The organism is Streptomyces aculeolatus (assembly GCF_020400605.1).
GTDB lineage: Bacteria > Actinomycetota > Actinomycetes > Streptomycetales > Streptomycetaceae > Streptomyces > Streptomyces aculeolatus.
This window is the reverse complement of sequence record NZ_JAINRD010000004.1, coordinates 105506-127665: the sequence shown is the minus strand read 5'-3', so window position 1 is coordinate 127665 and position 22160 is coordinate 105506. Positions and strand designations below refer to the sequence as shown.

General features: G+C 74.7%; 14 protein-coding genes and 1 pseudogene. 7 read left to right on the top strand and 8 right to left on the bottom strand.

Annotated elements, in window-relative coordinates; genetic code table 11:
• Positions 1-53 precede the first annotated feature (53 nt).
• Both dusB and LG396_RS09245 read left to right on the top strand, forming a co-directional pair.
• Positions 54-1208 carry a tRNA dihydrouridine synthase DusB gene (gene dusB / locus LG396_RS09250; protein WP_225794358.1) on the top strand — a complete coding sequence of 385 codons (1155 nt, stop codon included), beginning with the start codon at positions 54-56 and terminating at the stop codon, positions 1206-1208.
• Positions 1209-1284: 76 nt separating this feature from the next.
• Positions 1285-1764, top strand: a complete 480-nt coding sequence (locus tag LG396_RS09245) for an NUDIX hydrolase (protein WP_225794357.1) — start codon at positions 1285-1287, stop codon at positions 1762-1764.
• A 19-nt stretch (positions 1765-1783) separates the two neighbouring features.
• On the opposite strand, the gene LG396_RS09240 is transcribed toward LG396_RS09245, so the two are convergent.
• Entirely contained in the window at positions 1784-2347 is a 564-nt protein-coding gene (locus tag LG396_RS09240) for a dihydrofolate reductase family protein (protein ID WP_018834387.1), read from the bottom strand.
• A gap of 211 nt (positions 2348-2558) precedes the next feature.
• On the opposite strand from LG396_RS09240, the gene LG396_RS09235 reads away from it, so the two are divergent.
• On the top strand, positions 2559-5165 hold the full coding sequence (locus LG396_RS09235; RefSeq protein ID WP_225794356.1) for a DUF6185 family protein: 2607 nt from the start codon (positions 2559-2561) through the stop codon (positions 5163-5165).
• Here LG396_RS09235 and LG396_RS09230 read toward each other — a convergent pair.
• Positions 5162-7177 (bottom strand): amylo-alpha-1,6-glucosidase, encoded by a 2016-nt coding sequence (locus tag LG396_RS09230; protein WP_225794355.1) that lies wholly within the window; start codon positions 7175-7177, stop codon positions 5162-5164. The two genes, LG396_RS09235 and LG396_RS09230, sit on opposite strands and share 4 nt — an antisense overlap.
• A 564-nt stretch (positions 7178-7741) precedes the next feature.
• Here LG396_RS09230 and ppdK point away from each other — a divergent pair.
• Positions 7742-10684, top strand: coding sequence for a pyruvate, phosphate dikinase (ppdK, locus tag LG396_RS09225; protein ID WP_225794354.1), 2943 nt, complete (start codon positions 7742-7744; stop codon positions 10682-10684).
• Positions 10685-10771: 87 nt separating this feature from the next.
• Here the strand turns inward: ppdK and LG396_RS09220 are convergent, their stop codons facing one another.
• Positions 10772-11515 carry an SDR family oxidoreductase gene (locus tag LG396_RS09220; protein ID WP_100302816.1) on the bottom strand — a complete coding sequence of 248 codons (744 nt, stop codon included), beginning with the start codon at positions 11513-11515 and terminating at the stop codon, positions 10772-10774.
• Between the two features lie 273 nt (positions 11516-11788).
• Here LG396_RS09220 and LG396_RS09215 point away from each other — a divergent pair, with 273 nt between their 5' ends.
• Positions 11789-14107 (top strand): WD40 repeat domain-containing serine/threonine protein kinase, encoded by a 2319-nt coding sequence (locus LG396_RS09215; protein ID WP_225794353.1) that lies wholly within the window; start codon positions 11789-11791, stop codon positions 14105-14107.
• A 15-nt stretch (positions 14108-14122) separates the two neighbouring features.
• Here LG396_RS09215 and LG396_RS09210 read toward each other — a convergent pair whose 3' ends face one another.
• The 3 genes from LG396_RS09210 to LG396_RS09200 form a co-directional block, all read right to left on the bottom strand.
• Positions 14123-15286, bottom strand: a complete 1164-nt coding sequence (locus tag LG396_RS09210; protein WP_225794352.1) for an alkaline phosphatase PhoX — start codon at positions 15284-15286, stop codon at positions 14123-14125.
• Positions 15287-15453: 167 nt separating this feature from the next.
• Positions 15454-16224, bottom strand: coding sequence for a DUF8817 family protein (locus tag LG396_RS09205; RefSeq protein WP_225794351.1), 771 nt, complete (start codon positions 16222-16224; stop codon positions 15454-15456).
• Positions 16225-16339: 115 nt separating this feature from the next.
• Positions 16340-17254 (bottom strand): sirohydrochlorin chelatase, encoded by a 915-nt coding sequence (locus LG396_RS09200; RefSeq protein WP_225794350.1) that lies wholly within the window; start codon positions 17252-17254, stop codon positions 16340-16342.
• Between the two features lie 160 nt (positions 17255-17414).
• Here LG396_RS09200 and LG396_RS09195 point away from each other — a divergent pair, with 160 nt between their 5' ends.
• Positions 17415-19502, top strand: a complete 2088-nt coding sequence (locus tag LG396_RS09195; protein ID WP_225794349.1) for a molybdopterin oxidoreductase family protein — start codon at positions 17415-17417, stop codon at positions 19500-19502.
• Between the two features lie 18 nt (positions 19503-19520).
• Here the strand turns inward: LG396_RS09195 and cutA are convergent, their stop codons facing one another.
• Positions 19521-19841 carry a divalent-cation tolerance protein CutA gene (gene cutA, locus LG396_RS09190; RefSeq protein ID WP_018834397.1) on the bottom strand — a complete coding sequence of 107 codons (321 nt, stop codon included), beginning with the start codon at positions 19839-19841 and terminating at the stop codon, positions 19521-19523.
• Between the two features lie 184 nt (positions 19842-20025).
• On the opposite strand from cutA, the pseudogene LG396_RS09185 reads away from it, so the two are divergent.
• Positions 20026-21331: pseudogene (locus tag LG396_RS09185) on the top strand (RNA-guided endonuclease InsQ/TnpB family protein).
• Here LG396_RS09185 and LG396_RS09180 read toward each other — a convergent pair.
• Complete coding sequence (locus tag LG396_RS09180; RefSeq protein ID WP_225794348.1) at positions 21282-22061, bottom strand: sulfite exporter TauE/SafE family protein; 780 nt, start codon at positions 22059-22061, stop codon at positions 21282-21284. The pseudogene LG396_RS09185 and the gene LG396_RS09180 sit on opposite strands and share 50 nt — an antisense overlap.
• Positions 22062-22160: the final 99 nt, after the last annotated feature.

Below are 22160 nucleotides of genomic sequence, written 5' to 3'. Positions count from 1 at the left end.
CGGTGGGGGACAATGGAGGGTCCGTCCCCGTACGCAACGAGGTAGCGCACCGCATGTCCAGCCGCACGTCCGAGCTGCAGATCGGCCCGCACACCGTCTCCCCGCCCGTGGTGCTCGCGCCCATGGCGGGGATCACGAACGCGCCGTTCCGCACGCTGTGCCGGGAGTTCTCCGGCGGCCGCGGGCTCTTCGTCAGCGAGATGATCACGACGCGGGCGCTGGTCGAGCGGGACGCGAAGACGATGCGCCTCGTCCACTTCGACGGCTCGGAGAAGCCGCGGTCGATCCAGCTCTACGGCGTGGACCCGGCGTACACCGGCCGCGCGGCCCGCATGATCGCCGACGAGGACCTCGCCGACCACATCGACCTCAACTTCGGCTGCCCCGTGCCGAAGGTGACCCGCAAGGGCGGCGGCTCGGCGCTGCCGTACAAGCGGAACCTGCTGCGCGCGATCCTCCGCGAGGCGGTCGCCGGCGCAGGCGGCCTGCCGGTGACGATGAAGATGCGCAAGGGCATCGACGACGACCACCTGACGTACCTGGACGCCGGCAGGATCGCCGTCGAGGAGGGCGTCACGGCCATCGCCCTGCACGGCCGCACGGCGGCCCAGCACTACGGCGGCACCGCGGACTGGGACGCGATCGCCCGGCTGAAGGAGCACGTGCCGGAGATCCCGGTGCTGGGCAACGGGGACATCTGGTCGGCGGACGACGCGCTGCGGATGGTGCGCGAGACGGGCTGCGACGGGGTGGTCGTCGGCCGCGGCTGCCTGGGTCGGCCGTGGCTCTTCGGCGACCTGGTGGCGGCGTTCGCGGCGGGGCCGGACGCGTCGGGCGCCTCGTACGCGCGGCCGGCGCTGAAGGAGGTCGCGGGGGTGATGCGGCGGCACGCGGAGCTGCTGGGGCAGTGGATCGGGGACGAGCGGCGCGGCGTCATCGACTTCCGCAAGCACGTGCCGTGGTACACGAAGGGCTTCTCGGTCGGCAAGGACGTACGCCACCGGATGGCGATGGCCGGCTCCCTGGCGGAGCTGGACGACCTGCTGGGCACCCTGGACCTGGACCAGCCGTGGCCGGCGGGCGCGGACGGCCCGCGGGGGCGCACGGCGGGCCGCAACAAGGTGGTGCTGCCGGAGGGCTGGCTGGCGGACCCGTACGAGAACCCGCGGGTGGACGCCGACGCGGAACTGGACACCTCGGGCGGCTGAGGGGCCCTGCCCCCGCCCGCGGCAAACGGGGGGCGGCGCTCCCGGCCCGTCCTCCGGGCGAAGTAGCCTCGGAGTGGTGGATACGACGCATCGGCCCGCCTCGCGGGTCATCTGCCTCGACGCCGCCGAGCGGATACTGCTGCTGCGCTGGCGCGACCCCTTCGACGGCGCGCTGATCTGGGAGCCGCCCGGCGGCGGCATCGAGCCGGACGAGACGCCGCTCGCCGCCGCCCGCCGCGAACTCGCCGAGGAGACCGGCCTCGACCCCGCCGCCGTCGGGGAGCGCGGCGTGCCCGTCGCACGGGACTTCCACTGGAAGGGCACCCACTTCACCGGCACCGAGCACTTCTTCCTCGCCCGCTACGCCGCCGACCGCCCCCCGCTGCGCCGCACGGGCCTCCTCCCCGACGAGCAGGCCACCCTCGCCGGCCACACCTGGATCGCCTGGCCCGGGATCCGCACCCTCCCCGACCCCCTCGAACCCCCGCACCTGGGGTCCGTCCTGGCCGACCTCGCCCCGGGCGGCCCCTGGGGGAGGGCCGCCGACGGGGGTTAGGAGCTAGGACAGGGGCTGGCTAGCGCAGCACGCGGTGGCGGAGGAAGACGACGCCCGAGTCGAACGTGCGGGTCTCGACGAGTTCGAGGTCCACCCGGCGCTCCTGCCGGTCGAAGAACGGGAGGCCGCCGCCGAGCAGCACCGGGCACACCCTGATCCGGTACTCGTCGATGAGCCCGAGCGCCGCCGCCTCGGCGGCGAGCGTCGCGCCGCCGATCGCGATGTCGCCCTCGCCCGGCTCCTCCCGCAGCCGCCCGATCTCCTCGGCCAGGCCGCCGGAGGCCAGGCGGGCGCTGCCCTCCACCGCCGTCAGGGTGTGCGAGAACACCACCTTGGGCAGCGGGTTCCACAGCGTGGTCCACTCCCGCTCCGCCGCGCCGAGTCCGGGGTCCTGCGCGGCGGTCTCCCAGTACAGCATCGTCTCGTACAGCCGCCGCCCCATGACGTGGACGCCGACCCCGCGGATCTCGTCGATGGAGAACCGGAAGACCTCCTCGCTGGGAGCGCCCCAGTCGAGGCCGCCGTCGGGCCCGGTGACGTAGCCGTCGAGGGACATGGACATCGAGTAGGTCACGTTGCGCATGACAAGTCCTCCTGGTGAAGGTGTTCGAGGGTAGGACCGGCCGGGCCCCGGGAACTCATCGCGACGCGCCGGTCGTTCTCGCGCACGCCTCGGCGCATGCGCGGATTTCGGGGGCGTGGCCCGTGCGGCCGGGGTATAAACCTGTGGTCGGGGCGGTGCGGGACGGGTGGGGGTCTCGTTGGGGCGAGGGTTGCGGCACGTTGTTCTTCTCATGGTCGCGACCGTGCTGCTGTGCACGGTTCCGGACGCGCCGGCCCGGGCGGCGGACGACGAATGCCGCACCCAGCAGTTGAGGGCGGCGCGCGTCACGGCCTCCGTGCACTTCAAGCACGGGGGTGAGGACTTCTCCAAGGCCACCGGGCGGCTCACGGTGAAGGTGCCGAAGTCCTGGCCCCGGGCGTCGGACCTGCTGCTGAACGGGGACACGGAGGCGTACCGGACGGCGATGCGCTGCCTGCTGCGCTTCCCGGACGACCCCTTTCCGTACCGGGACACGGAGGGGCGGACCGAGCCGCCGGAGGTGGCCGTCGGCAAGCGGTGGGTGACGGTCGACCAGCGCGTCACCACCTGGGTCGTCAGCCTGCAGACGCGGCACTTCGGGCCCTGGAGCCTCACCGTCGGGGAGCGGCTGTGGGACCTGGAGCTGATGCGTCCGCCCGCCCTGGACCGCTCCTGGTGGCAGGAGGTGACCGTCGATCTGGGCGGGCGGCCCGCGCGGAGCATGTCCTCGCTGCCGGCCACCGGCACCGCGACCGAGCTGACCTGGACGCGGGAGGAGGCGGGAGGCAGGCCCCCGGACGTACGGGTCACCCTCCAGCCGCCGGCCGCCAAGGCGTGGGCGGCCCGGTGGAGCGGGCACCCCTGGTACGTCGTCGACCCGCTGGCCTGGCTGCTGTTCGACGCGGCGTTCCTCGGCCTCCTGCTGTACACGGCGCGCGCCCTGCGGCGCGCGCCGGCCGCCGTGCCGCGCACCGGGGCCGAGACGCGTACGGGCCGCAACCTGCTGGTCGTCGGCTGGCTGGCGTTCGCGATCACCGTCGTCCACTACTTCGACGACCCGCTGCTCGCGCACTTCGCCAACCAGGGCACGGCGCTGTTCTGGACGGACCAGCACCGCATCCACCTCCATGCGGGGCTCGTCCTGCTCACCGGGCTGGCGCTGTGCGCCTTCGGCAGACCGGGACGGGCCGCCGCCGCCCTCGTCGTCCCCGCCGCCGGATACGTGGTCGCCGTGGTGTCCCGCCCGGAGTGGTTCGCGCTGCCCGCCGGGTTGTGGCTCGACTGGGAGAACAACCCGGGGGAGGTGCAGTGGTTCCGGGAGAACGGGGGCATGGTCGCGTTCGCCGCGGCCTGCGCGTGCCTGGTGTTCGTCTGGCTGGTGGGCGCCGCCGCGTCACTGCTGCGGGTGTGGCGCGCCGCGGGCGCCCCGGTGCCCGGACGGCCGCGCGGCCGCCTCTCGCCGTACGTGCTGATCGCGGCGGCCGTCGTGGCGTCGGCGGCGCCCGCGGCGGGCGTGTGGGCCGCGCAGAACCTGTGGGAGGACCAGAGCTGGCTCAGCAGACGCAACGCGGACGCGATGTACGGCCTGTGGCACATGGCGACCCTGTTCAACGAGACGCGCTACTTCCCCTCCGACTGGCTGGACTGGTTCCACGGCACCTACTTCTGGTGGTGGGCCCCGTCCCTGGCGCTCCTCGCCGTCCTGCGCGCCCGTGCCCGGGCGGCGGCTCGGGCGCCGGCCCCGGGCACCGCGGGCGGCCCGGAGGCCGCTCTCCCGCCGCCGGCGGAGCTGCTGGCCCTCAAGGTGTTCTTCGTCGTCTGCGTCGCGCCCGTCGTCGGCTGGTACGCGGGCGTCCCCCTGCCGGTGCTGCCCCTGCTGGCGCTCTGGCTCACGCTGACCGCTCTGCTCGCCTTCGGCGGCAGGCGCGCGGTCCTGCACCGCAGGCTGCCCTCCGGCCACCGGCTGCACGAGGTGACGGGGGAGTCCGACCGGCGGTACCTGCTCAAGGCGGCGCGGCGCCACCGCGAACTGCACGCCCTGCTGCGCCGGCTGGAGCAGGGGCAGCAGGAGGAGGACCGCTCGCAGCTGGAGAACGAGCTGGACCGGCTGCACCGGCTCCCGCACCCCGCCCCGCCGCCCGGCCTGCCGCACACGTGGATACGCCTGCCGCCGTCCGTCGGCCCGGTGGAACTGGTCCTGGCCTGGGGGCCGCGGAGCACCACGTGGGGCAACGCGTGCCGGGGAGCGTACTTCGCCGCGCTGATCTCGGTGCCCGCGGTGGCGATACTCACCTGGGCCGACCGCGTCCGCGGCATCCGGTGGGACGACACCTTCCTCCAGCGCTTCGGCTTCGCCGACACCCTGGCGTCCGCCGTCTCCCTGGAACTCCTGTGGGTGGGCGCCGGGTTCACGCTGGGCGCGCTGTGGCGCGTGCTGCCCGGCCGCCGCGGCCCCGCCCGCGCGTCCGGGCTCGCCCTCGCCTACGCCGTCCCGGTGCTGGTGCAGTGGGCCGGCAACGAGGCCGTCGACCAGCCCTTCGGCACCTGGCCGCTCGAACTGAGCCTCACGCTGCTCGTCCTCACCCTGACCGGGGTGGCCATGGACATCGACACCTTCCGCGGCGAAAGGCGCTACTGGCCCAGCAGGGCCGGCCTGCTGCTGTCCGTGTACCAGTGGCGCACGGCGTCGGTCCAGGTGGCGTTCCTCGTGGCCCAGCTCGTGGCGCTGGTGACGATCTGGCAGCAGCTCAAGGGGAGCGACCCGATGATCCTCATCGAGCGGCCCCCCGTCGACGCCCCCGGCGGCGACAGACCCTAAGGGCTGTCCGCGGCGGCGAGTGCGGTGAGCAGGGCCAGGGGCGTGGTCGCCGACCAGGACTGGGGGGTGGCCGCGTGGGGGACCGGGATCGGGGTGGGCTGGGCGGTGCGGGGGTAGCCGGCGACGGCTTCCGGGAGGCGGTGCGCGGTGCGGGCCGCCAGGTCGGTGAGGGCCGCCACCACCGTACGGGCCTCCTCGTGCAGGCCGTAGCGGGCCAGGCCCAGGGCCAGGATCGCGTTGTCGTGGGGCCAGACGCCGCCGCGGTGGTACGCCATCGGGTGGTACGCCCCCTGCTCCGCCGCAACGGTCCGCACCCCCCAGCCCGAGAAGAAGTCCGGCTCCAGCAGCCGCCGGCCCACCCAGCGCGCCCGGTCGGCGTCCAGCAGCCCCGACCACAGCAGGTGCCCGGCGTCGGAGGACAGCGCGTCGGCGGGGCGGCCCGCGCCGTCCAGGGCCAGGGCGGGGAAGTCGGGGCCGGGGAGCCAGAAGTCGGCGAGGAAGCGGGTGCGCAGGCCGTCGGCGGCGGCGGTGAGGCGGTCGGCGAGCGCCGGGTCGGCCCAGGCGGTGGCGGCGAGGCGGGCGGTGTGGGTGAGGGCGGCGTGGGCGTAGCCCTGGGGCGCGGCGGGCGCGAGGGTGCCGGTGGCGCGGGTGCCGTCGGCGGCGCACAGGGCGCCGGGGGAGTCGCGCCAGCTCTGGCCGGCCGGGGCGCCGTCGTCGGGGCGGCAGCGCAGGTAGCCGGAGTCGGCGAGGCCGCCGTCGCGGAACATCCACTCGACGGCGGCGCGGGCCTGCGGCTCCAGGCGGCGGGCGGGCCCGTCGTCGCCGGTGTGCTCGGTGAGCGCGCCGAGGAGGACGAGGAACAGCGGGGTGGTGTCCACGGCCCCGTAGTAGCGCCCGTACGGCACCTGGCCGAAGTGGGCCAGCTCGCCGTGGCGCACCTCGTGCACGATCTTCCCCGGTTCGCCGTCCGCCTCGCCGGCCTGGGTGGCGGCGAGCGCGAGGAGCGTGTCGCGGGCGAGCGCCGGGCGGTGGTGCAGCGCGAACAGCGACGCGACGAGCGCGTGCCGGCCGACGAGCGCCAGGAACCACGGCACCCCGGCCGCCGGCACCCGCACCTCCTCGCCGCCGGGTCCGGCGGCGGGGATGAGGAGCCCGTCGAGGTCGGCGAGGCCCTGCTCCGCGGCCCGGGCGAGGTCGGGCGGGGCGGCGGCGGAGGGGGTGGATGCCGTCCCGGCGGCGGGGGGTGCGCCGGGGGATGCGGCCGTACGGGGCCGGGGGGTGCCGTTCCGCCCCGCGGCGGGCCCGGCCGCGGGTGCTCCGGACGCCGACGGCGCTCCGGACGCCCCGGGTGCTCCGGGCGCCGGGTCGGCCTCCTCCGTCCCCGACGCTGCCGCGGCACGGAGTGTCAGTTCCGTGGTCTCGTGCGGCGCCAGCTTCAGGTGCCACACCAGGCGCCGTGCGCCGCTGCCCGTCTCCTCCACCGCGTCCGGCGGCGGTTCCGCCGTGACCGTCGTGCGGGCCCGCCACGCGCCGCGGCGGTAGCGGAACTCCACCCCCGCCGGGAGCACTTCCCGGGCCCGTACCGCGTGCGGCTTGCCGTAGACGCGGTGGTCGGCCCGTAACTCGAACTGGTCCGCGAAGTCCGCGTCGACCGTCAGCGCGAGCCACAGCTTCTCGGGCTCGGCGCGGTTGCCGGTGATGCGCAGGGTGTCGACCAGCGCGCCGCCCGCGACGTGCTGCTCGCGGAAGACCGTGTGCGGCGGCGGCTCGTCGCGGTCCGTGGGAGGTACGAGGACGGCCCGCGCCGCGGCCGGCCCGGTGGCGGCCGGGTCCGCGGCCAGCAGGGTCGGGACCGCGCCGTCCACCGTCAGCTGCCAGCGGCTCAGATGCCGGGTGTCCCCGAGGAAGAAGCCGTCCGGCCGGGCCTCCCGCGCCCCGGTGACGTCCCCGGAGCGGGTCACCGCGGCGAACGCCCCGCCGTGGAAGAGAAGCCGGTGTTCCGCGCCGCTCATGCGAGCGCCTCCCTCAGCGAGGTGTCATCGCGTCATTACGTCTGGTTGGCACGCAAAACTAGCGCGCTGCTGTCGGGTCGACAAGCAGAACCGGGGGCGCACACACGCACGTTGCGGGAGCACGGCCCGCGTGCTCCCGGTTCCGGCCGACTCGTACCGCGTCCGGGCACCCGTCCTGTCCACATCGTGAGATTTCCCGCACCCGATCGCGTGATTCTCCCCACGCTTGATACGCCTTGCGCTCAAACGAGCGCTCAAATGTGGACGCTATCTCTCGTATGCGCGGCACTGAGTGCCACCCGCATCCCTTCACCTCTCGAAGCCACAACTGCGTTCCGTAACGCGGATGACCCGCCCGGCTTGCCGATGCCCGCCGGTCCGGGATCGTCGTTAAGAGAAGTGAAGAAGGGGCGCGGCTCCCGGTCGCCGGCAGGATCCCAGGTGTGAGGGCCGACCCCCCTCGTGATCGTCTACGCCTCATCCCCTGGAGCCTTCGATCTGGGTATGTTCCTCGCCGTCAGGGCAGCTCCCCCCGCCAGGGGTCCCACACGAGGAGTCGATCCCGTGCCGGAAACGAAGCCGGATAAGAAGAAGGCCGCGAAGAAGTCCCCGGGGAAGGGGGCTCCGTCGGCGACGAAGGCGGCGGCGAAGGCGGCCGCGGTCAAGTTCGTCTACGACTTCCACGAGGGCAACAAGGACCTCAAGGACCTCCTCGGCGGCAAGGGCGCCAACCTCGCCGAGATGACCAACCTCGGCCTGCCCGTCCCGCCCGGCTTCACCATCACCACCGAGGCCTGCAAGGTCTACCTCGCCAGCGGCGCCGAACCCCCCGCCCTGCGCGACGAGGTCGGCGCCCACCTCGACGCCCTCGAACGCCGCATGGGCAAGAAGCTCGGCCAGGCGGGCGACCCGCTGCTGGTCTCCGTGCGCTCCGGCGCCAAGTTCTCCATGCCCGGCATGATGGACACCGTCCTCAACATCGGCCTGACCGACGCCTGCCTGCCCGGGCTCGCCGCCCAGGCCGGCGACGAGCGGTTCGCCTGGGACTCCTACCGCCGCCTCATCCAGATGTTCGGCAACACCGTCCAGGGCATCGACGGCGAGCTGTTCGAGACCGCGCTGGAGGACGCCAAGCGCGCCAAGGGCGCCGCCACCGACGTCGAGCTGGACGCCGCCGACCTCGAAGCCCTCGTCGGCACGTTCAAGGACATCGTCGCCCGGGAGACCGGCCGGCCCTTCCCGCAGGACCCGCGCGAGCAGATGGACCTGGCCGTACGGGCCGTCTTCGACAGCTGGAACGGCGAGCGCGCCAAGCTCTACCGCCGCCAGGAGCGCATCGCCGGCGACCTCGGCACCGCCGTCAACATCTGCTCCATGGTCTTCGGCAACCTCGGCCCCGACTCCGGCACCGGCGTCGCCTTCACCCGCGACCCCGCCAGCGGCCAGCAGGGCGTCTACGGCGACTACCTGCAGAACGCGCAGGGCGAGGACGTCGTCGCCGGCATCCGCAACACCGTGCCGCTCGCGAAGCTCCAGGACCTCGACGAGGCCTCGTACGACGAGCTGATGCGGATCATGGAGACGCTGGAGACCCACTACCGCGACCTGTGCGACATCGAGTTCACCATCGAGCGCGGCAAGCTGTGGATGCTCCAGACCCGCGTCGGCAAGCGCACCGCGGCGGCGGCGTTCCGGATCGCCGTGCAGCTCGTCGACCAGGGGCTGATCACCGAGGCCGAGGCGCTGCAGCGCGTCAACGGGGCGCAGCTCGCGCAGCTGATGTTCCCGAGGTTCGACAACGGCCACAAGGGCGAGAAGCTGGCCCGCGGCATCGCCGCCTCGCCGGGCGCCGCCGTCGGCAAGGCGGTCTTCGACTCGTACACGGCCGTGAAGTGGTCGCGCTCCGGGGAGAAGGTCATCCTCATCCGCCGCGAGACCAACCCCGACGACCTCGACGGCATGATCGCCGCCGAGGGCATCCTCACCTCCCGCGGCGGCAAGACCTCGCACGCCGCCGTCGTCGCCCGGGGCATGGGCAAGACGTGCGTGTGCGGCGCGGAGGAGCTGGAGGTCGACACCAAGCGGCGGCAGCTGACCGCGCCCGGCGGCGAGGTCATCGACGAGGGCGACGTCGTGTCCATCGACGGCTCCAGCGGCAAGGTCTACCGCGGCCGGGTGCCGGTCGTGCCGTCGCCGGTCGTGGAGTACTTCGAGGGCCGCATGCACGCCGGCGCCGAGGACGCCGACGAACTCGTCGTCGCCGTGCACCGCCTCATGTCGTACGCCGACCGCATCCGCCGGCTGCGCGTGCGCGCCAACGCCGACAACTTCGACGACGCCGCCCGCGCCCGCCGCTTCGGCGCGCAGGGCATCGGGCTGTGCCGCACCGAGCACATGTTCCTCGGCGAGCGGCGCGAGCTGGTCGAGCGGCTGATCCTCGCCGACACCGAGGAGGAGCGCGAGGCCGCCCTGACGGACCTGCTGCCGCTCCAGCAGCGGGACTTCGTGCAGCTCTTCGAGGTCATGGACGGACTGCCCGTCACGGTGCGGCTCCTCGACCCGCCGCTGCACGAGTTCCTGCCGGACATCACGGAGCTGTCGGTACGGGTCGCGCTCGCCGAGTCGCGCAAGGACCACAACGAGAACGACCTGCGCCTCCTCCAGGCCGTCCACCGGCTGCACGAGCAGAACCCGATGCTGGGCCTGCGCGGCGTGCGCCTCGGGCTGGTGATCCCCGGGCTGTTCACCATGCAGGTGCGGGCCATCGCGGAGGCGGCGGCGCAGCGCATGGAGGCGAAGGGCGACCCGCGGGCGGAGATCATGATCCCGCTGGTGGGCACGGTGCAGGAGCTGGAGCTGGTACGCGACGAGGCCGAAGCCGTGATCGCGGAGGTCCAGGCGGCGCGGGGCGTGGAGCTGAAGCTGACGCTCGGCACGATGATCGAGCTGCCGCGCGCGGCGCTGACCGCCAGCCAGATCGCGGAGTCCGCGGACTTCTTCTCGTTCGGCACCAACGACCTGACCCAGACCGTGTGGGGCTTCTCCCGGGACGACGTGGAGGCGAGCTTCTTCACCGCGTACCTGGAGAAGGGCATCTTCGGCGTCTCCCCGTTCGAGACGATCGACAAGGACGGCGTCGGCGCGCTGGTCCGCGACGCGGTGACGGCGGGGCGCGCGACGCGGCCGGACCTGAAGCTGGGCGTGTGCGGCGAGCACGGCGGCGACCCGGAGTCGGTGCACTTCTTCCACGACGTGGGCCTCGACTACGTCTCGTGCAGCCCGTTCCGCATCCCGGTGGCCCGGCTGGAGGCGGCGCGGGCGGCGGCCCGGCCGGCGCAGGACGGGACCGCGCGGACACCGTCGGCGCAGCAAGGGACCGGGAACGGGGCTGCCGCGAAGGGGACCGCGCCCGGCGGAGCCGCCGCGAACGGGGCCTCGCCGAACGGCGGGAAGCCCCACGGCACCAGGCCCGCGGCCCGCGGCCGCAGGCCCCAGCCCGCCACCTGAACCCCCGGCCACCGTCGGCGTTGCCCTGACCCTCACCCGACGGCAGACCGGTCCGGAGGGGCGGCGCCCGTGCGGGGGCGCCGCCCCTCACCCCTGCGGCCAGGTGAGCCAGTCGCGGTAGCGGGTGGGGGCGATGCGGGCGTCGGGTGGGGCGAGGAGGGCTTCGTCCGGGGCCGCGGCGAACATCCCGGCGGTCTCGTCGGTGACCACCGCGCGCCCGTCCGGGTGGGCCGCCAGCGTGATCCGGCCGAGTTCGTCGAGGGGCAGGACGTCCGGGCCCGCGATGTTCAGGGTGCCGTTCAGGGGCGCGCCGGCGGCGACGCCGGCGACCGCGTCGGCGACGTCCCGGGCGGCGATCGGCTGGACCGGGGTGGACGGGAGGCGGACGGTGGCCCCCTCGGTGGTCATGGCCAGGGTCGGCTGCATGAACTCCATGAACTGCGTCGCGCGGACGACGGAGTACGGGATCGGGCCGGCCTTGAGGATGTCCTCCTGGAGCGTCTTGGCCCGGTAGTAGTCCAGGTCGGGCACGAGGTCGACGCCGACGATCGACAGGATGACGGCGTGCCCCACCCCGGCCTCGCTGCTCTCGGCCAGGATGTTGTCCATCGAGGTCCGGAAGAACGCCGGGGAGGCGTCGTCGAAGGTCGGTGAGTTCGTCAGGTTGAGGACGGTCTCGGCGCCGGCCACCGCCTGCGCCAGGCCCTCGCCGGTGAGCACGTCGACGCCCGTGGACAGCGCGTGCGGCACGGCCTCGTGTCCGGCGGCGGCGAGCTTCTCGACGACCTGCGACCCGATCAGGCCGGTGCCGCCGATGACTGCGATCTTCATGGACCACCTTCCGTCGAGCATGCGACAGCCCGTCCGGAGCGGTCGCGCGCACGGGCCGTCGGGCCCCGCGAAACGGACATCCCCCGATCACGGTATACGCGGTGGATTCCGCCCGCCTGTCGAACGGGACGGCGCCGGCCGTCGGCGCTGATGTCGGGCGCACACGGGTTCGTTACGCTGTCGCTCGCGTCAGACAGGGCCTAAGGGGGCCGCGGGGCCGCGGTCCGGGAGCAGGCGAGGCGGTCGGGAGGCCGCCGGGGGGTGAGGGGGACCATGTCCGGACCGGACGACGGCCGGCCGGCCGTGCCGCGGGCCCGCGCGGGGGAGCCGGGGTGGCCCACGGCCCCGCCGCCGCTCCGGCCGCTGGGGGCCGGCGACCCCGCCGAGACCGGCCCGTACCGGCTGGAGGCGGTGCTCGGCGCCGGCGGGATGGGCCGCGTGTACCTGGCGCGGACGCCGGCGGGCAGCGCCGTGGCGGTCAAGGTCGTCCACCGCGAGTACGCGGGCGACGCCGCGTTCCGCAAGCGGTTCGCGCAGGAGGTCGCCGCCGCCCGGCGGGTGCAGGGCCTCTACACCGTGCCGGTCGTCGACGCCGACCTCCGCGCCGACGAGCCCTGGCTCGCCACCGCGTACGTGCCCGGGCCCTCCCTCCAGCAGGCGGTCGCCGAGAGCGGGCCGCTGCCGGCCGCGGCGGCGCTCGCGCTGATCGCCAGGGTCGCCGAGGCGCTGCAGTCCATCCACGCCGCCGACGTCATCCACCGCGACCTCAAGCCGTCCAACATCCTGCTGACCGCCGACGGGCCCAAGGTCATCGACTTCGGCATCGCCCGGGCCGCGGACCTGACGGCCGTGACCGCCACCGGCGTACGCGCCGGCACGCCCGCCTACATGGCGCCCGAGTACATCCGGGGCCAGACCGTCACCGAGGCCGGCGACATCTTCGCCCTCGGCGGCATCGCCCACTTCGCCGTCACCGGCGGGCACGCCTTCGGCGGCGGTACGGACCACGGCGTGGTCTACCGGATCCTGGAGCAGGAGCCCGACCTCGACGGCTGCCCGGAGCCGGTACGGGCCGTCGCCGCCGCCTGTCTGGCGAAGGACCCGGACCGGCGGCCGACGCCCGCGGAGGTCATCGAGCAGTGCCGCGGGGCCGCCGCGGACGGGGGGCATCCGGCGACGGTGGTGGCGCCGCCGGCGCCGGAGCCCGCGCACCCCGCCACGGAGGTGGCCGAAGGGCCGGGGCGGGCGGACGCCGCGGCCACGGCTCCGGCCGCGCCCGGCGCCACCGCCGGGCGCACGGTCCCCGGCGGGCCCGGCGCACCCGCCGCACCCGGCTCGCCCGACCTCGCCACCCGCACCGCCGCCGCCCCTGCGCCCGGCCCTCCGGCCGCGCCCGGCGCCCCCGCGGCGCCCGCCCCGGACGCGTACGCCCGGACCGTCACCGCCGGCGGCCCGGCCGTGCCCCCGCCCCCGGACACCGCCGCGCGCGGCGGCCCCGCGTCCCTGGCCCTGCTGTTCGGCGGGGTCGGGGCCGTCATCCTCGTCATCGTCCTCGTCGCCGTCTTCCTGCCCTCGTCCGGCTCCGACCGGAAGCAGCAGCCGAGTTCGCCGTACGGGTCGTACGAGCCCACCGGCAGCCTCGCCTTCCCCGCCCGCGCCCCGGGCCCCGCCGGCATCGACTTCAGCCCCGACGGCAGGACGCTTGTCACCGGCGGCGACGACGGCAAGATCCGGTTCTGGGACGTCGCAAGCCGCAAGCAGAGCGACACCGTCACCCAGAAGAACACCGTCAGCAACCTCGTGCCCGGGGTGGCCGACGTCGAGTTCAGCCCCGACGGCAAGCTGCTCGCCACCGGCACCGCCACCGGCGGGACCGGCCTGTACGACGTGGCGGGGCGGCGGTGGCTCAACTACCTGCACATGGGCGGCGAGAACGTGGCGTTCGCCCCCGACGGCAAGCTGCTGGCGATCGGCAGCAGGACGGGCTCGGTGTACCTGTTCGACCCCGCCGAGCGCGGCGACGACGTCGCCGCGTACTTCGACCACGACATGGACGTCACCGCCGTCGCCTTCAGCCCGGACGGCAAGGCGCTGGCATCCGCGGGCGACGACTCCGAGGCCAGTTACGCCCGCGACGACACGACCCTGATATGGGACGTCGCCGGCCGCGACCCGGAGCCGTACGGCCAGGACGACCCGGCGAAGGTCCTCGACCAGCCCCGGGAGGCGACGGCCGTGGCGTACAGCCCGGACGGCGAAACCCTCGCGGTCGGCTTCGCCGACGGCGGGATCCGGCTGTGGGACCTGCCCGGCGGGAAGAAGCGGACCCTGCGCGACGACTACCTCACCACCGTCGCCGACCTGGAGTTCAGCCCCGACGGGAAGACGCTCGCCACCACCTCGGAGAGCGGCGGCGGCGTGCTGCTGTGGAACGTGGCCCGGGGCAAGCCGAGCGCGCGGCTGGTGAGCGGCGAGGAGGACGGGAAGGGCAAGGGCCTGATCGAGGAGGTGACGTTCAGCCCGGACGGGAAGCTGATCGCGGGCGCCGACCGCAAGGACCGCGCCGTACGGCTGTGGAAGAACCCCCGCTGACGCGGGTGCGCGGGCTCATGTGCGGAACGGTCCGGCTATCTCGTACGTGATGCCGCCCGAGGAACTGCCCGACGTGCCCCGCTGGCTGGAGAAGTACAGGCGGGTGCCGTCCGGGGTGAACGCCGGGCCCGTGATCTCCGAGCCGCCCTGCCCCTCGACGCGCAGGAACGGGGCGACGACGTCGTCCGGGGTGATGAGGCAGATCTCCATGTCGCCCCCGTCCTCGGCGACGTAGAGGTCGCCGGAGCGGCTGCCGGTGACGTTGTCGACGCCGGTGAGCGGGGCGGCGCCGGAGACGAGGGAGTCGTCGTACGCCAACTCCAGGGTCTGCGCCGCCGCGTCGTACCGCCAGACACGGCCGTCGCCCTTCGTCGTGAACCAGCAGACGCCGGCGTCGCCCGAGTAGTGGCAGCCCTCGCCGCCGTCGAACCGCTTCGCGCCCGCCACCTGGTTCCGCGTCGCCGCCGAAGCGCCGCTCGGGTCCGGCACCGGCGCCCACGTGACCGGGCCCGAGGTGCCGTGGCCCATGCGCAGCACCTCCAGGGTGCCGGCGGAGAGGGAGCCCCAGGTGGCGGGCCGGAAGCGGTAGAAGCAGCCGTCGGAGACGTCCTCGGTGAGGTAGACGACCTGCCGCTCCGGGTCCGCGGCCGCCGCCTCGTGCTTGAAGCGGCCCATCGCGTCGCGCCGCACGGCGGCCTTCGCGCCCCACGGGTCGGTCTCGTAGACGTAGCCGCGGTCGACCTCCTCGCAGGACAGCCAGGTGTCCCACGGCGTCCTGCCGCCCGCGCAGTTCTGCCGCGTCCCGGACAGGATGCGGTACGCGCCCGCCACCTCGCCGGCGGCGGTGAAGCGGATCGAGCCGGCGCCGCCGGAGGGGGCGACCTCGGAGTTGGAGACGTAGATCCAGCCGTCGCCGTCCGCGAAGCAGGCACCGCCGTCCGGAGCGGGGTGCCAGGTGTACGACGTACCGGCCACCTGCTGCCCGGAGCGCGCCACGACCCGGCTGGAGAAGCCCTGCGGCAGCCGGATCCCGTTGCCGTCCGCCGCCCCCGGCGCACCGTACGGGCCGGCCCCCGGCTGCGCCGGGTCGGCCGCGGCCGACCCCCGCCACAGGCTGCCGCCGAACGCCGCCGCCGATCCGCCGACGACCGCTCCGCGCAGGAAAGAACGGCGCTCCACGACCATCCACTCCTCGATGTGGGGGAGCCCGGGGACAGCCGCCCGCGGGCCGCCTTCGCACCCTAGGGCTGCGAGGTTGACGGAGCGGAAACGCGCCGGTTACGCAGAGCTGACCGCTCGCCGTCGGGCGAGGCCGCGGGTGCCCGCGCGAGCGCGGCCGGCCGGCGTCAGGGCGTGTCCGCCGCCGCATCCGGGCCCGCACCGGTGGCGTCCCACAGGCGGAGGTCCTCGGCGTCGCGCAGACCCTCCTCGGCCCGGCGGCGCTCCGCGTCGGTGAGGTCGAGGGCGTGCAGGCGGCGGCGCCACTCGCCGACTCCGTCGGTCTCCTCCAGGGCGGCGGCCAACTCGATCAGGGTGGCGAGCGTCCGGGCCACGTCCGCGGCCGGGGCGCCGGGCCCGTGCTTGCGCAGGGCGGTGGTCAGGACCCGCAGGGCGGTGCGGTCGTCGTTCTTGAACTCGCTGAAGATCCGGGCGTTGTCGAGGGCCCTGGGCAGGCCCGTGAGGCTCTTCGAGCCGCCGTACTCCAGCTCTTCCGGCTCGTCCCGCTGAATGAAGATGACCGAGTTCCCGGAGGGGTCGACCACGGTGAACCGGCTGGCCCCGGGCCGGAACCGGGTGATCCGCGGCCTGCCCTTGCCGGGGACCCTGCCGTAGGCGGCGCGCAGGGCCCGGGTGAACTCCGCGTGGTACGGCGCGACCCGGTCGACCAGGACCAGGCAGCCGCCGGCGTCCTCCCGGCTGGGGTCGATGTCCTTAGGCGGCGTGCCGAAGTGGAGTGCGACACCGCTCCACTCCAGCGCCAGGTAGAGGTAGGGCCGGGTCTGCTCGTAGGTGATCACGAACCCCAGCGCCTGGTAGAACTCCAGCGTCTCCGCCACCGACACGCACGGCAGCACCGGCACCGTGGTCTCGTTCGCCCGCACCCTTGCCTCTGTCACGCCGCCACCCCTCGACCTCGCCCCGGAACCGGCCCCCGAGGCTGCCGCAGAATCGGTCCGCGCGCCTATGGAGCTTTTATCTCTCCCTTATAACCGCAGGCCGGGAGGAGGGTGGTCAGGCTGCGGGGCGGGTGCGGGAGCGAGTGGCGAGGCCGGCGAGCTGCTCGTCGTAGCGGTGGAGTACGAGCCGCGCCAGCGCCGGGTGCGCGCCGAGCGGTGCGGCGGCGGCCAGGCCCAGGGCGCGGGCGTCCGCGGCGGTGCGGCTCGCGAAGAGGCCGGGGGCCGTGAAGCAGCAGGCCACCCCGATACGGCGGCAGCCCCGGGCGGCGAGCGTGCGGGCCGCCTCCGCGACGGTCGGGGCGGCGGCCGAGGCGTACGCGGGTAGCACCGGCACCCCGAGCCGGGCGGCCAGCAGCGCGGCGGTGGCCCCGGTGTCGGCCGCCGACCGGGCGGCCCGCGACCCGGCGGCGGCGAGCACGACCCCGTCGCCGCGCCAGCCGGCCGCGGCCAGCCGGCCGGCGAGCGCCTCGGCGAGGAGGGGGTGCGGGCCGAGGGGGGCGGCGACGCGGGCGGAGAGCGGGGGCGCGGAGGTGCCGCCCCCGCCGGACCCGCCGGGGCCGGGCCCCGCGGCAGCTCCGGTGCTCCCGGGCGGCGCCGGCTCGCCCGCGCGTTCCCGCCGGCCGCGTTCGCCCGCCGCCCGCAGCATCTCCGGGATGTCCCGCGTCACGTGGTGGCCCCGGCCGAAGAGCAGCGGCACCAGCACCGCGTCGCCCGTCAGCGCCCCCAGCGTGTCCCGCAGCAGCGGCTCGTTCAGCTCCACGTGCCCCAGGCGCACCGGCAGCCCCGGCCGCAGCCGCCGTACCGCGGCCAGCAGCGCGCGTACCGTACGCACCGCCTCCGGATCCCTGCTCCCGTGCGCCACCGCCACCAGCGCGGGCGCCCGCGGGTGCCCGCGCCCGCGGCCCGCCGCCGCGAGACCCGTGCTCAGCTCGGCGGTGATCCTGCCCATCAGCTCTGCCGCGGTCGTCATACCCGCGAGCCTGGCCCCTCGCCGTTGCGGCCCCGTTTCCGCGCCGGGTCGCCTTGTCAACGGCTGCTCACGCCCGTGCGCCCCGGCCGCTGAGGAGCGCGAACCCGTCCCGTAATACGCCCGTCCACCAGGGGTGACATCCCTCCCGCACCCTCACCCCATGACCGTCGACACCCACTGCCCGTACTGCTCGCTCCAGTGCGGCATGACGCTCGCCCCGGCCGCCGACGGCGGCGCCCCCGACGTGCTGGAGCGCACGGCGTTCGACGTCAACCGCGGCGCCCTGTGCGGCAAGGGCCGCACCGCCCCCGCCGTCCTGGACTCCGCCGCCCGACTGACCCACCCCCTCGTACGCGACGACCCCGCCGCCCCGCTCCGCCCGGCCACCTGGCCCGACGCGCTCGACCGCGTCGCCGCCGGCCTCGCCCGCGCCCGCGACGGGCACGGGGCGGACGCGGTGGGCGTCTTCGGCGGCGGCGGGCTGACCAACGAGAAGGCGTACGCGCTCGGCAAGTTCGCCCGCGTCGTCCTCGGCACCTCCCAGATCGACTACAACGGCCGCTTCTGCATGTCCTCCGCCGCCGCCGCGGGCAGCCGCGCCTTCGGCCTCGACCGCGGCCTGCCCTTTCCCCTCGCCGACATCCCCCGCACCGGCTGCGTCGTCCTCGTCGGCGCCAACCCCGCCGAGACCATGCCGCCCGCGCTGCGCTACTTCACCGAACTGCGGCGGAGCGGCGGCACGCTGATCGTCGTCGACCCGCGCCGCACCCGCACCGCCGAGCAGGCCGACCTGCACCTCGCGCCCCGCCCCGGCACCGACCTCGCGCTCGCCCTCGGCCTGCTCCACCTCGTCATCGCCGAAGGCCGCACCGACGACGCCTACATCGCCGCCCGCACCACCGGCTGGCCCGCCGCCCGCGCCGCCGCCATGGCCCACTGGCCGGAGCTGGTCGAACGGATCACCGGCGTGCCCGTACCGCAACTGCGCGAGGCCGTCGCGCTGTTCTGCGACCCCGAGGCGGCCATGGTCCTCACCGCCCGCGGACCCGAGCAGCACGCCAAGGGCACCGACACCGTCGGCGCCTGGATCGACCTGTGCCTGGCCACCGGCCGCCCCGGCCGCCCCTACTCCGGCTACGGCTGCCTCACCGGCCAGGGCAACGGGCAGGGCGGGCGCGAACACGGCCAGAAGGCCGACCAGCTCCCCGGCTACCGGCTGCTCACCGACCCCGCCGCCCGCGCCCACGTCGCCGCCGTCTGGGGCGTCGACCCCGGCACGCTGCCGGGCCCCGGGCGCAGCGCGTACGAACTCCTCGACGCCCTCGGCGCCCCCGGACCCGACGGCGTCCGGGCGCTGCTGCTCATGGGCTCCAACCCGGTGGTCTCCGCGCCGCGCGCCGCGCACGTCGAACAGCGGCTGCGGTCGCTGGACTTCCTGGCGGTCGCGGACGTCGTGCTGTCCGAGACGGCGGCGCTCGCGGACGTCGTGCTGCCCGTGGCGCAGTGGGCCGAGGAGACCGGCACGCTCACGAACCTGGAGGGCCGGGTGCTGCTGCGCCGCCGCGCCGTCGACCCGCCGCCCGGCGTACGCGGCGACCTCGACGTGCTGCGCGGGCTGGCGGAGCGGCTGGCGCCGGCGCGGGCGCCGGGGTTCCCGGTGGCGGCGGAGGAGGTCTTCGCGGAGCTGCGGCGGGCGTCGGCCGGGGGGAAGGCGGACTACTCGGGGATCACGTACGCCCGGATCGAGGCGGAGGACGGCGTGTTCTGGCCGTGCCCGGAGGGCGGCGAGCCGGTGCCGCGGATGTTCCTCGACCGGTTCGCGACGCCGGACGGCCGGGCGCGGTTCGCGGGGGTGCAGCACCGGCCGGCGGCGGAGGAGACGGACGCGGAGTACCCGGTGTGGCTGACGACGGGCCGGGTCCTCGCCCAGTACCAGTCGGGCGCCCAGACGCGCCGGGTCGGCGAGCTGACGGCGGCCGCCCCGGGCCCGTACGTGCAGCTGCACCCGGAGCTGGCGGCGCGGGTGGGCGCCGCGGAGGGCGACCCGGTCGCGGTCGTCTCGCGCCGCGGCCGGGCGGTGGCGCCGGCCCGGATCACGGCGGCGATCAGGGCGGACACGGTGTTCATGCCGTTCCACTGGCCGGGCGCGGGCCGGGTGAACACGGTGACCAACCCGGCGCTGGACCCGGTGTCGCGGATGCCGGAGTTCAAGGTGTGCGCGGTGCGGGTGGAGCCGGCGGGGGAGTAGGGCCTGCGCCCCGGGCCGTCAGGTGGCGGTCTCCCGCTCCACCCAGGTCAGGTACCCCGCGCTGCCGTGGGTGACCGGGGTGGCGATGATCTCCGGTTCGTCGTAGTCGTGCGCCCGGCGCAGGTGGGTCTCCAGCTCCGCGTACCGGGCGGTCGTCGTCTTGAGCAGCACCTGCCACTCCGTGGTCTCCTCGACCGCGCCCTCCCAGTGGTACACCGACGTGACCGGCGAGCTCACCTGCGCGCACGCCGCCAGGTGCGCCTCCACCGCCCCGCGGGCCAGCGCCTCGGCCTTCTCCCGGGCGTCCGTCGTCGTCAGTACCGTCAGGAAGTCCGTCATCAGGTCTCCTTCGTGGATACCCCCCCCGGCTTCAGCCGGGGGAGGGAGCGGAGCCTCCGCGGGCGCGGGGCAGAGAGGCGAGTCGCCGTCAGGGTGATTGGTGCGTGCACCAAAACTGCTGGCGGGGAGCACCGCAGGGATTGAGCGGGGTCAATTGTCAGTCCTCCCCGCTAGGTTCTGATGCATGACGACAAAAGAGGCTACGGAAGCGGTCGGGCATGCTCGGTACACCTTCCGTCTTCGCGTGTCGTCCACGGACCGTACGGCTCTTGAAGCTGAGTGGGGCCGGGTGCGCTGGGTGTGGAATGAGGTGCGTCGCGAAGTCCAGGCAGGTGCACCAGCGCAATCGGGCGACGGGCGGGAAGGCGACGTGTGGGCCGGTGCAGCTTGCGGCGATGCTGACCGAGGCCCGCGCGCGCACTCCGTGGTTGCGGGAGGGGGCCTGTGTTCCGCAGCAGCAGGTGGTACGCGACTTCGGAAAGTCCCGCGCCAAGGCGCTGAGGGACATCAAGGCCGGGTTGCCGATACGGCAGCGGGCCGGGATGCCGAAGTGTAAGAGGAAGCGCGAGGCGCTGCCCACTCTCGAGTACACCCGGCGCGGTTTCCGCCTCAAGGCCGGTCGCCTGCATTTGGCGGGTGGGATCGTGGTGCGCCCGGTGTGGTCGCGGGAACTGCCCAAGACGCCCAGTTCGGTACGGGTGTACCGGGATGCGGTGGGCCACTGGTGGGCGAGCTTCGTCGTCCCCGCCGTGATCGAGCAGCTTCCCGCCACCGGGCGTGTGATCGGTATCGACTGGGGTGTCGGGCAGACCGCCACCACCACGTCCGACGACCACGACCTTCCCCACCCGCAGCACGGGAGGACGGCTGCGCAGAAGCTGGCGAGATATCAGCGGATGATGGCCCGCAGGAAGCCGAAGCGCGGGCAGGCCGCATCGAACGGCTACCGCGAAGCGAAGCGGCATGCCGCCAAGCTCCACAAGAAGATCGCCCGGCAACGCCAGGACACCGCCCGCAAGTGGGCCAAGAAAGTCGTCCGTGGCCATGACGCCCTGGCCGTCGAGGACTTCCGCCCGAAGTTCCTCGCGAAGTCGACCATGGCCCGCAAGGCCGCTGACGCGGCGATCGGCGCCACCAAGGCCGCGCTGGTCGAGATGGCCCGCAAACACGGCCGGATGGTGCACCTGGTGCACCCGGCGCACACCACCATGGATTGCGCAGACTGCGGAGCGAGAACCAAGCACGCGCTGCCTCTCTCGGAACGAACGTATATGTGCACCGCGTGCGGGGTGTCCCGTCCCCGGGACAAGAACTCCGCCCGCGTGATGCTCGTCCGGGCTGGTCTCGACCCGGCTGGCGCTGATCGTGCAAGACCTGCACCCCCGCCGGGGGGCAGGCGACGTGAGCCAGGAATCCCCCTCGCTTCACCAGGGGGAGGAGTCAAGCCCACTGATCGTAGGCGAGCTTGGCGACCAGTCCCACGACCGTGACGACCAGGACCCCGCGGACGAAGCCGCTGCCCTTCTTCAGCGCCATGTGCGCGCCGAGCCAGCCGCCGCCCAGGTTGAACACCGCCAGCAGCGCGGCCAGCGACCACAGCACCGTGCCCTGGACCGAGAACATCACGAGCGCGCCGAAGTTGGTGCAGACGTTGACGATCTTGGCGGTGGCGGACGCCTGCACGAGGTTCAGCTGCAGCACGGCGGTCAGCGCGAGGACCAGGAACGTGCCCGTGCCCGGGCCTATCAGCCCGTCGTAGAAGCCGATGCCCAGGCCCGCCAGCGCCACCGCGGCGGCCACCCGGCGCGGCGTGACCGGGCCGGTCGCGGGGGCGTCCGTGCCGAACGACGGGCGCAGCGCGACGAACGCGAGCACGGCGAGCAGCACCACCATGATCACCGGTCGCAGGACGTCGCTGCTCACCCCCGCGGCGAAGAACGCCCCCAGCGCGGAGCCGGCGAGCGCCGCCGCCCCGATGCGCACGGCCAGCCGCACGTCGACGGGGGATTTGCGGGCGTACGTCACGGCTGCCGCGGAGGTGCCGACGATGGCCACGGCCTTGTTCGTCCCGAGCAGGTACGCGGGCTGCAACTGCGGATAGCCCAGCAGCAGGGCGGGCAGCAGGAGCAGCCCGCCGCCGCCCACCACGGCGTCGATCCAGCCTGCCGCGGCGGCGGCGACACACAGCATGACCAGGGTCAACAGGGGTATGTCGGGCATCGTCGGGCGAGCGTAACCCGGGGGTGGAACCGGGGATCGCGCCGGGTTCGTTCCAGGGGTGGGAGGGAGTGCTGCGTGGGGAATCTGTGGGGGGACCGG

Bases quoted from the DNA above. Each gene is read 5' to 3' on its own strand.
- LG396_RS09195 (WP_225794349.1), top strand. From the start codon at position 17,415: ATGACCGTCGACACCCACTGCCCGTACTGCTCGCTCCAGTGCGGCATG.
- cutA (WP_018834397.1), bottom strand. From the start codon at position 19,841: ATGACGGACTTCCTGACGGTACTGACGACGACGGACGCCCGGGAGAAG.
- dusB (WP_225794358.1), top strand. From the start codon at position 54: ATGTCCAGCCGCACGTCCGAGCTGCAGATCGGCCCGCACACCGTCTCC.
- LG396_RS09240 (WP_018834387.1), bottom strand. From the start codon at position 2,347: ATGCGCAACGTGACCTACTCGATGTCCATGTCCCTCGACGGCTACGTC.
- LG396_RS09180 (WP_225794348.1), bottom strand. From the start codon at position 22,061: ATGCCCGACATACCCCTGTTGACCCTGGTCATGCTGTGTGTCGCCGCC.
- LG396_RS09235 (WP_225794356.1), top strand. From the start codon at position 2,559: ATGGTCGCGACCGTGCTGCTGTGCACGGTTCCGGACGCGCCGGCCCGG.
- LG396_RS09200 (WP_225794350.1), bottom strand. From the start codon at position 17,254: ATGACGACCGCGGCAGAGCTGATGGGCAGGATCACCGCCGAGCTGAGC.
- LG396_RS09230 (WP_225794355.1), bottom strand. From the start codon at position 7,177: ATGAGCGGCGCGGAACACCGGCTTCTCTTCCACGGCGGGGCGTTCGCC.
- LG396_RS09215 (WP_225794353.1), top strand. From the start codon at position 11,789: ATGTCCGGACCGGACGACGGCCGGCCGGCCGTGCCGCGGGCCCGCGCG.
- LG396_RS09220 (WP_100302816.1), bottom strand. From the start codon at position 11,515: ATGAAGATCGCAGTCATCGGCGGCACCGGCCTGATCGGGTCGCAGGTC.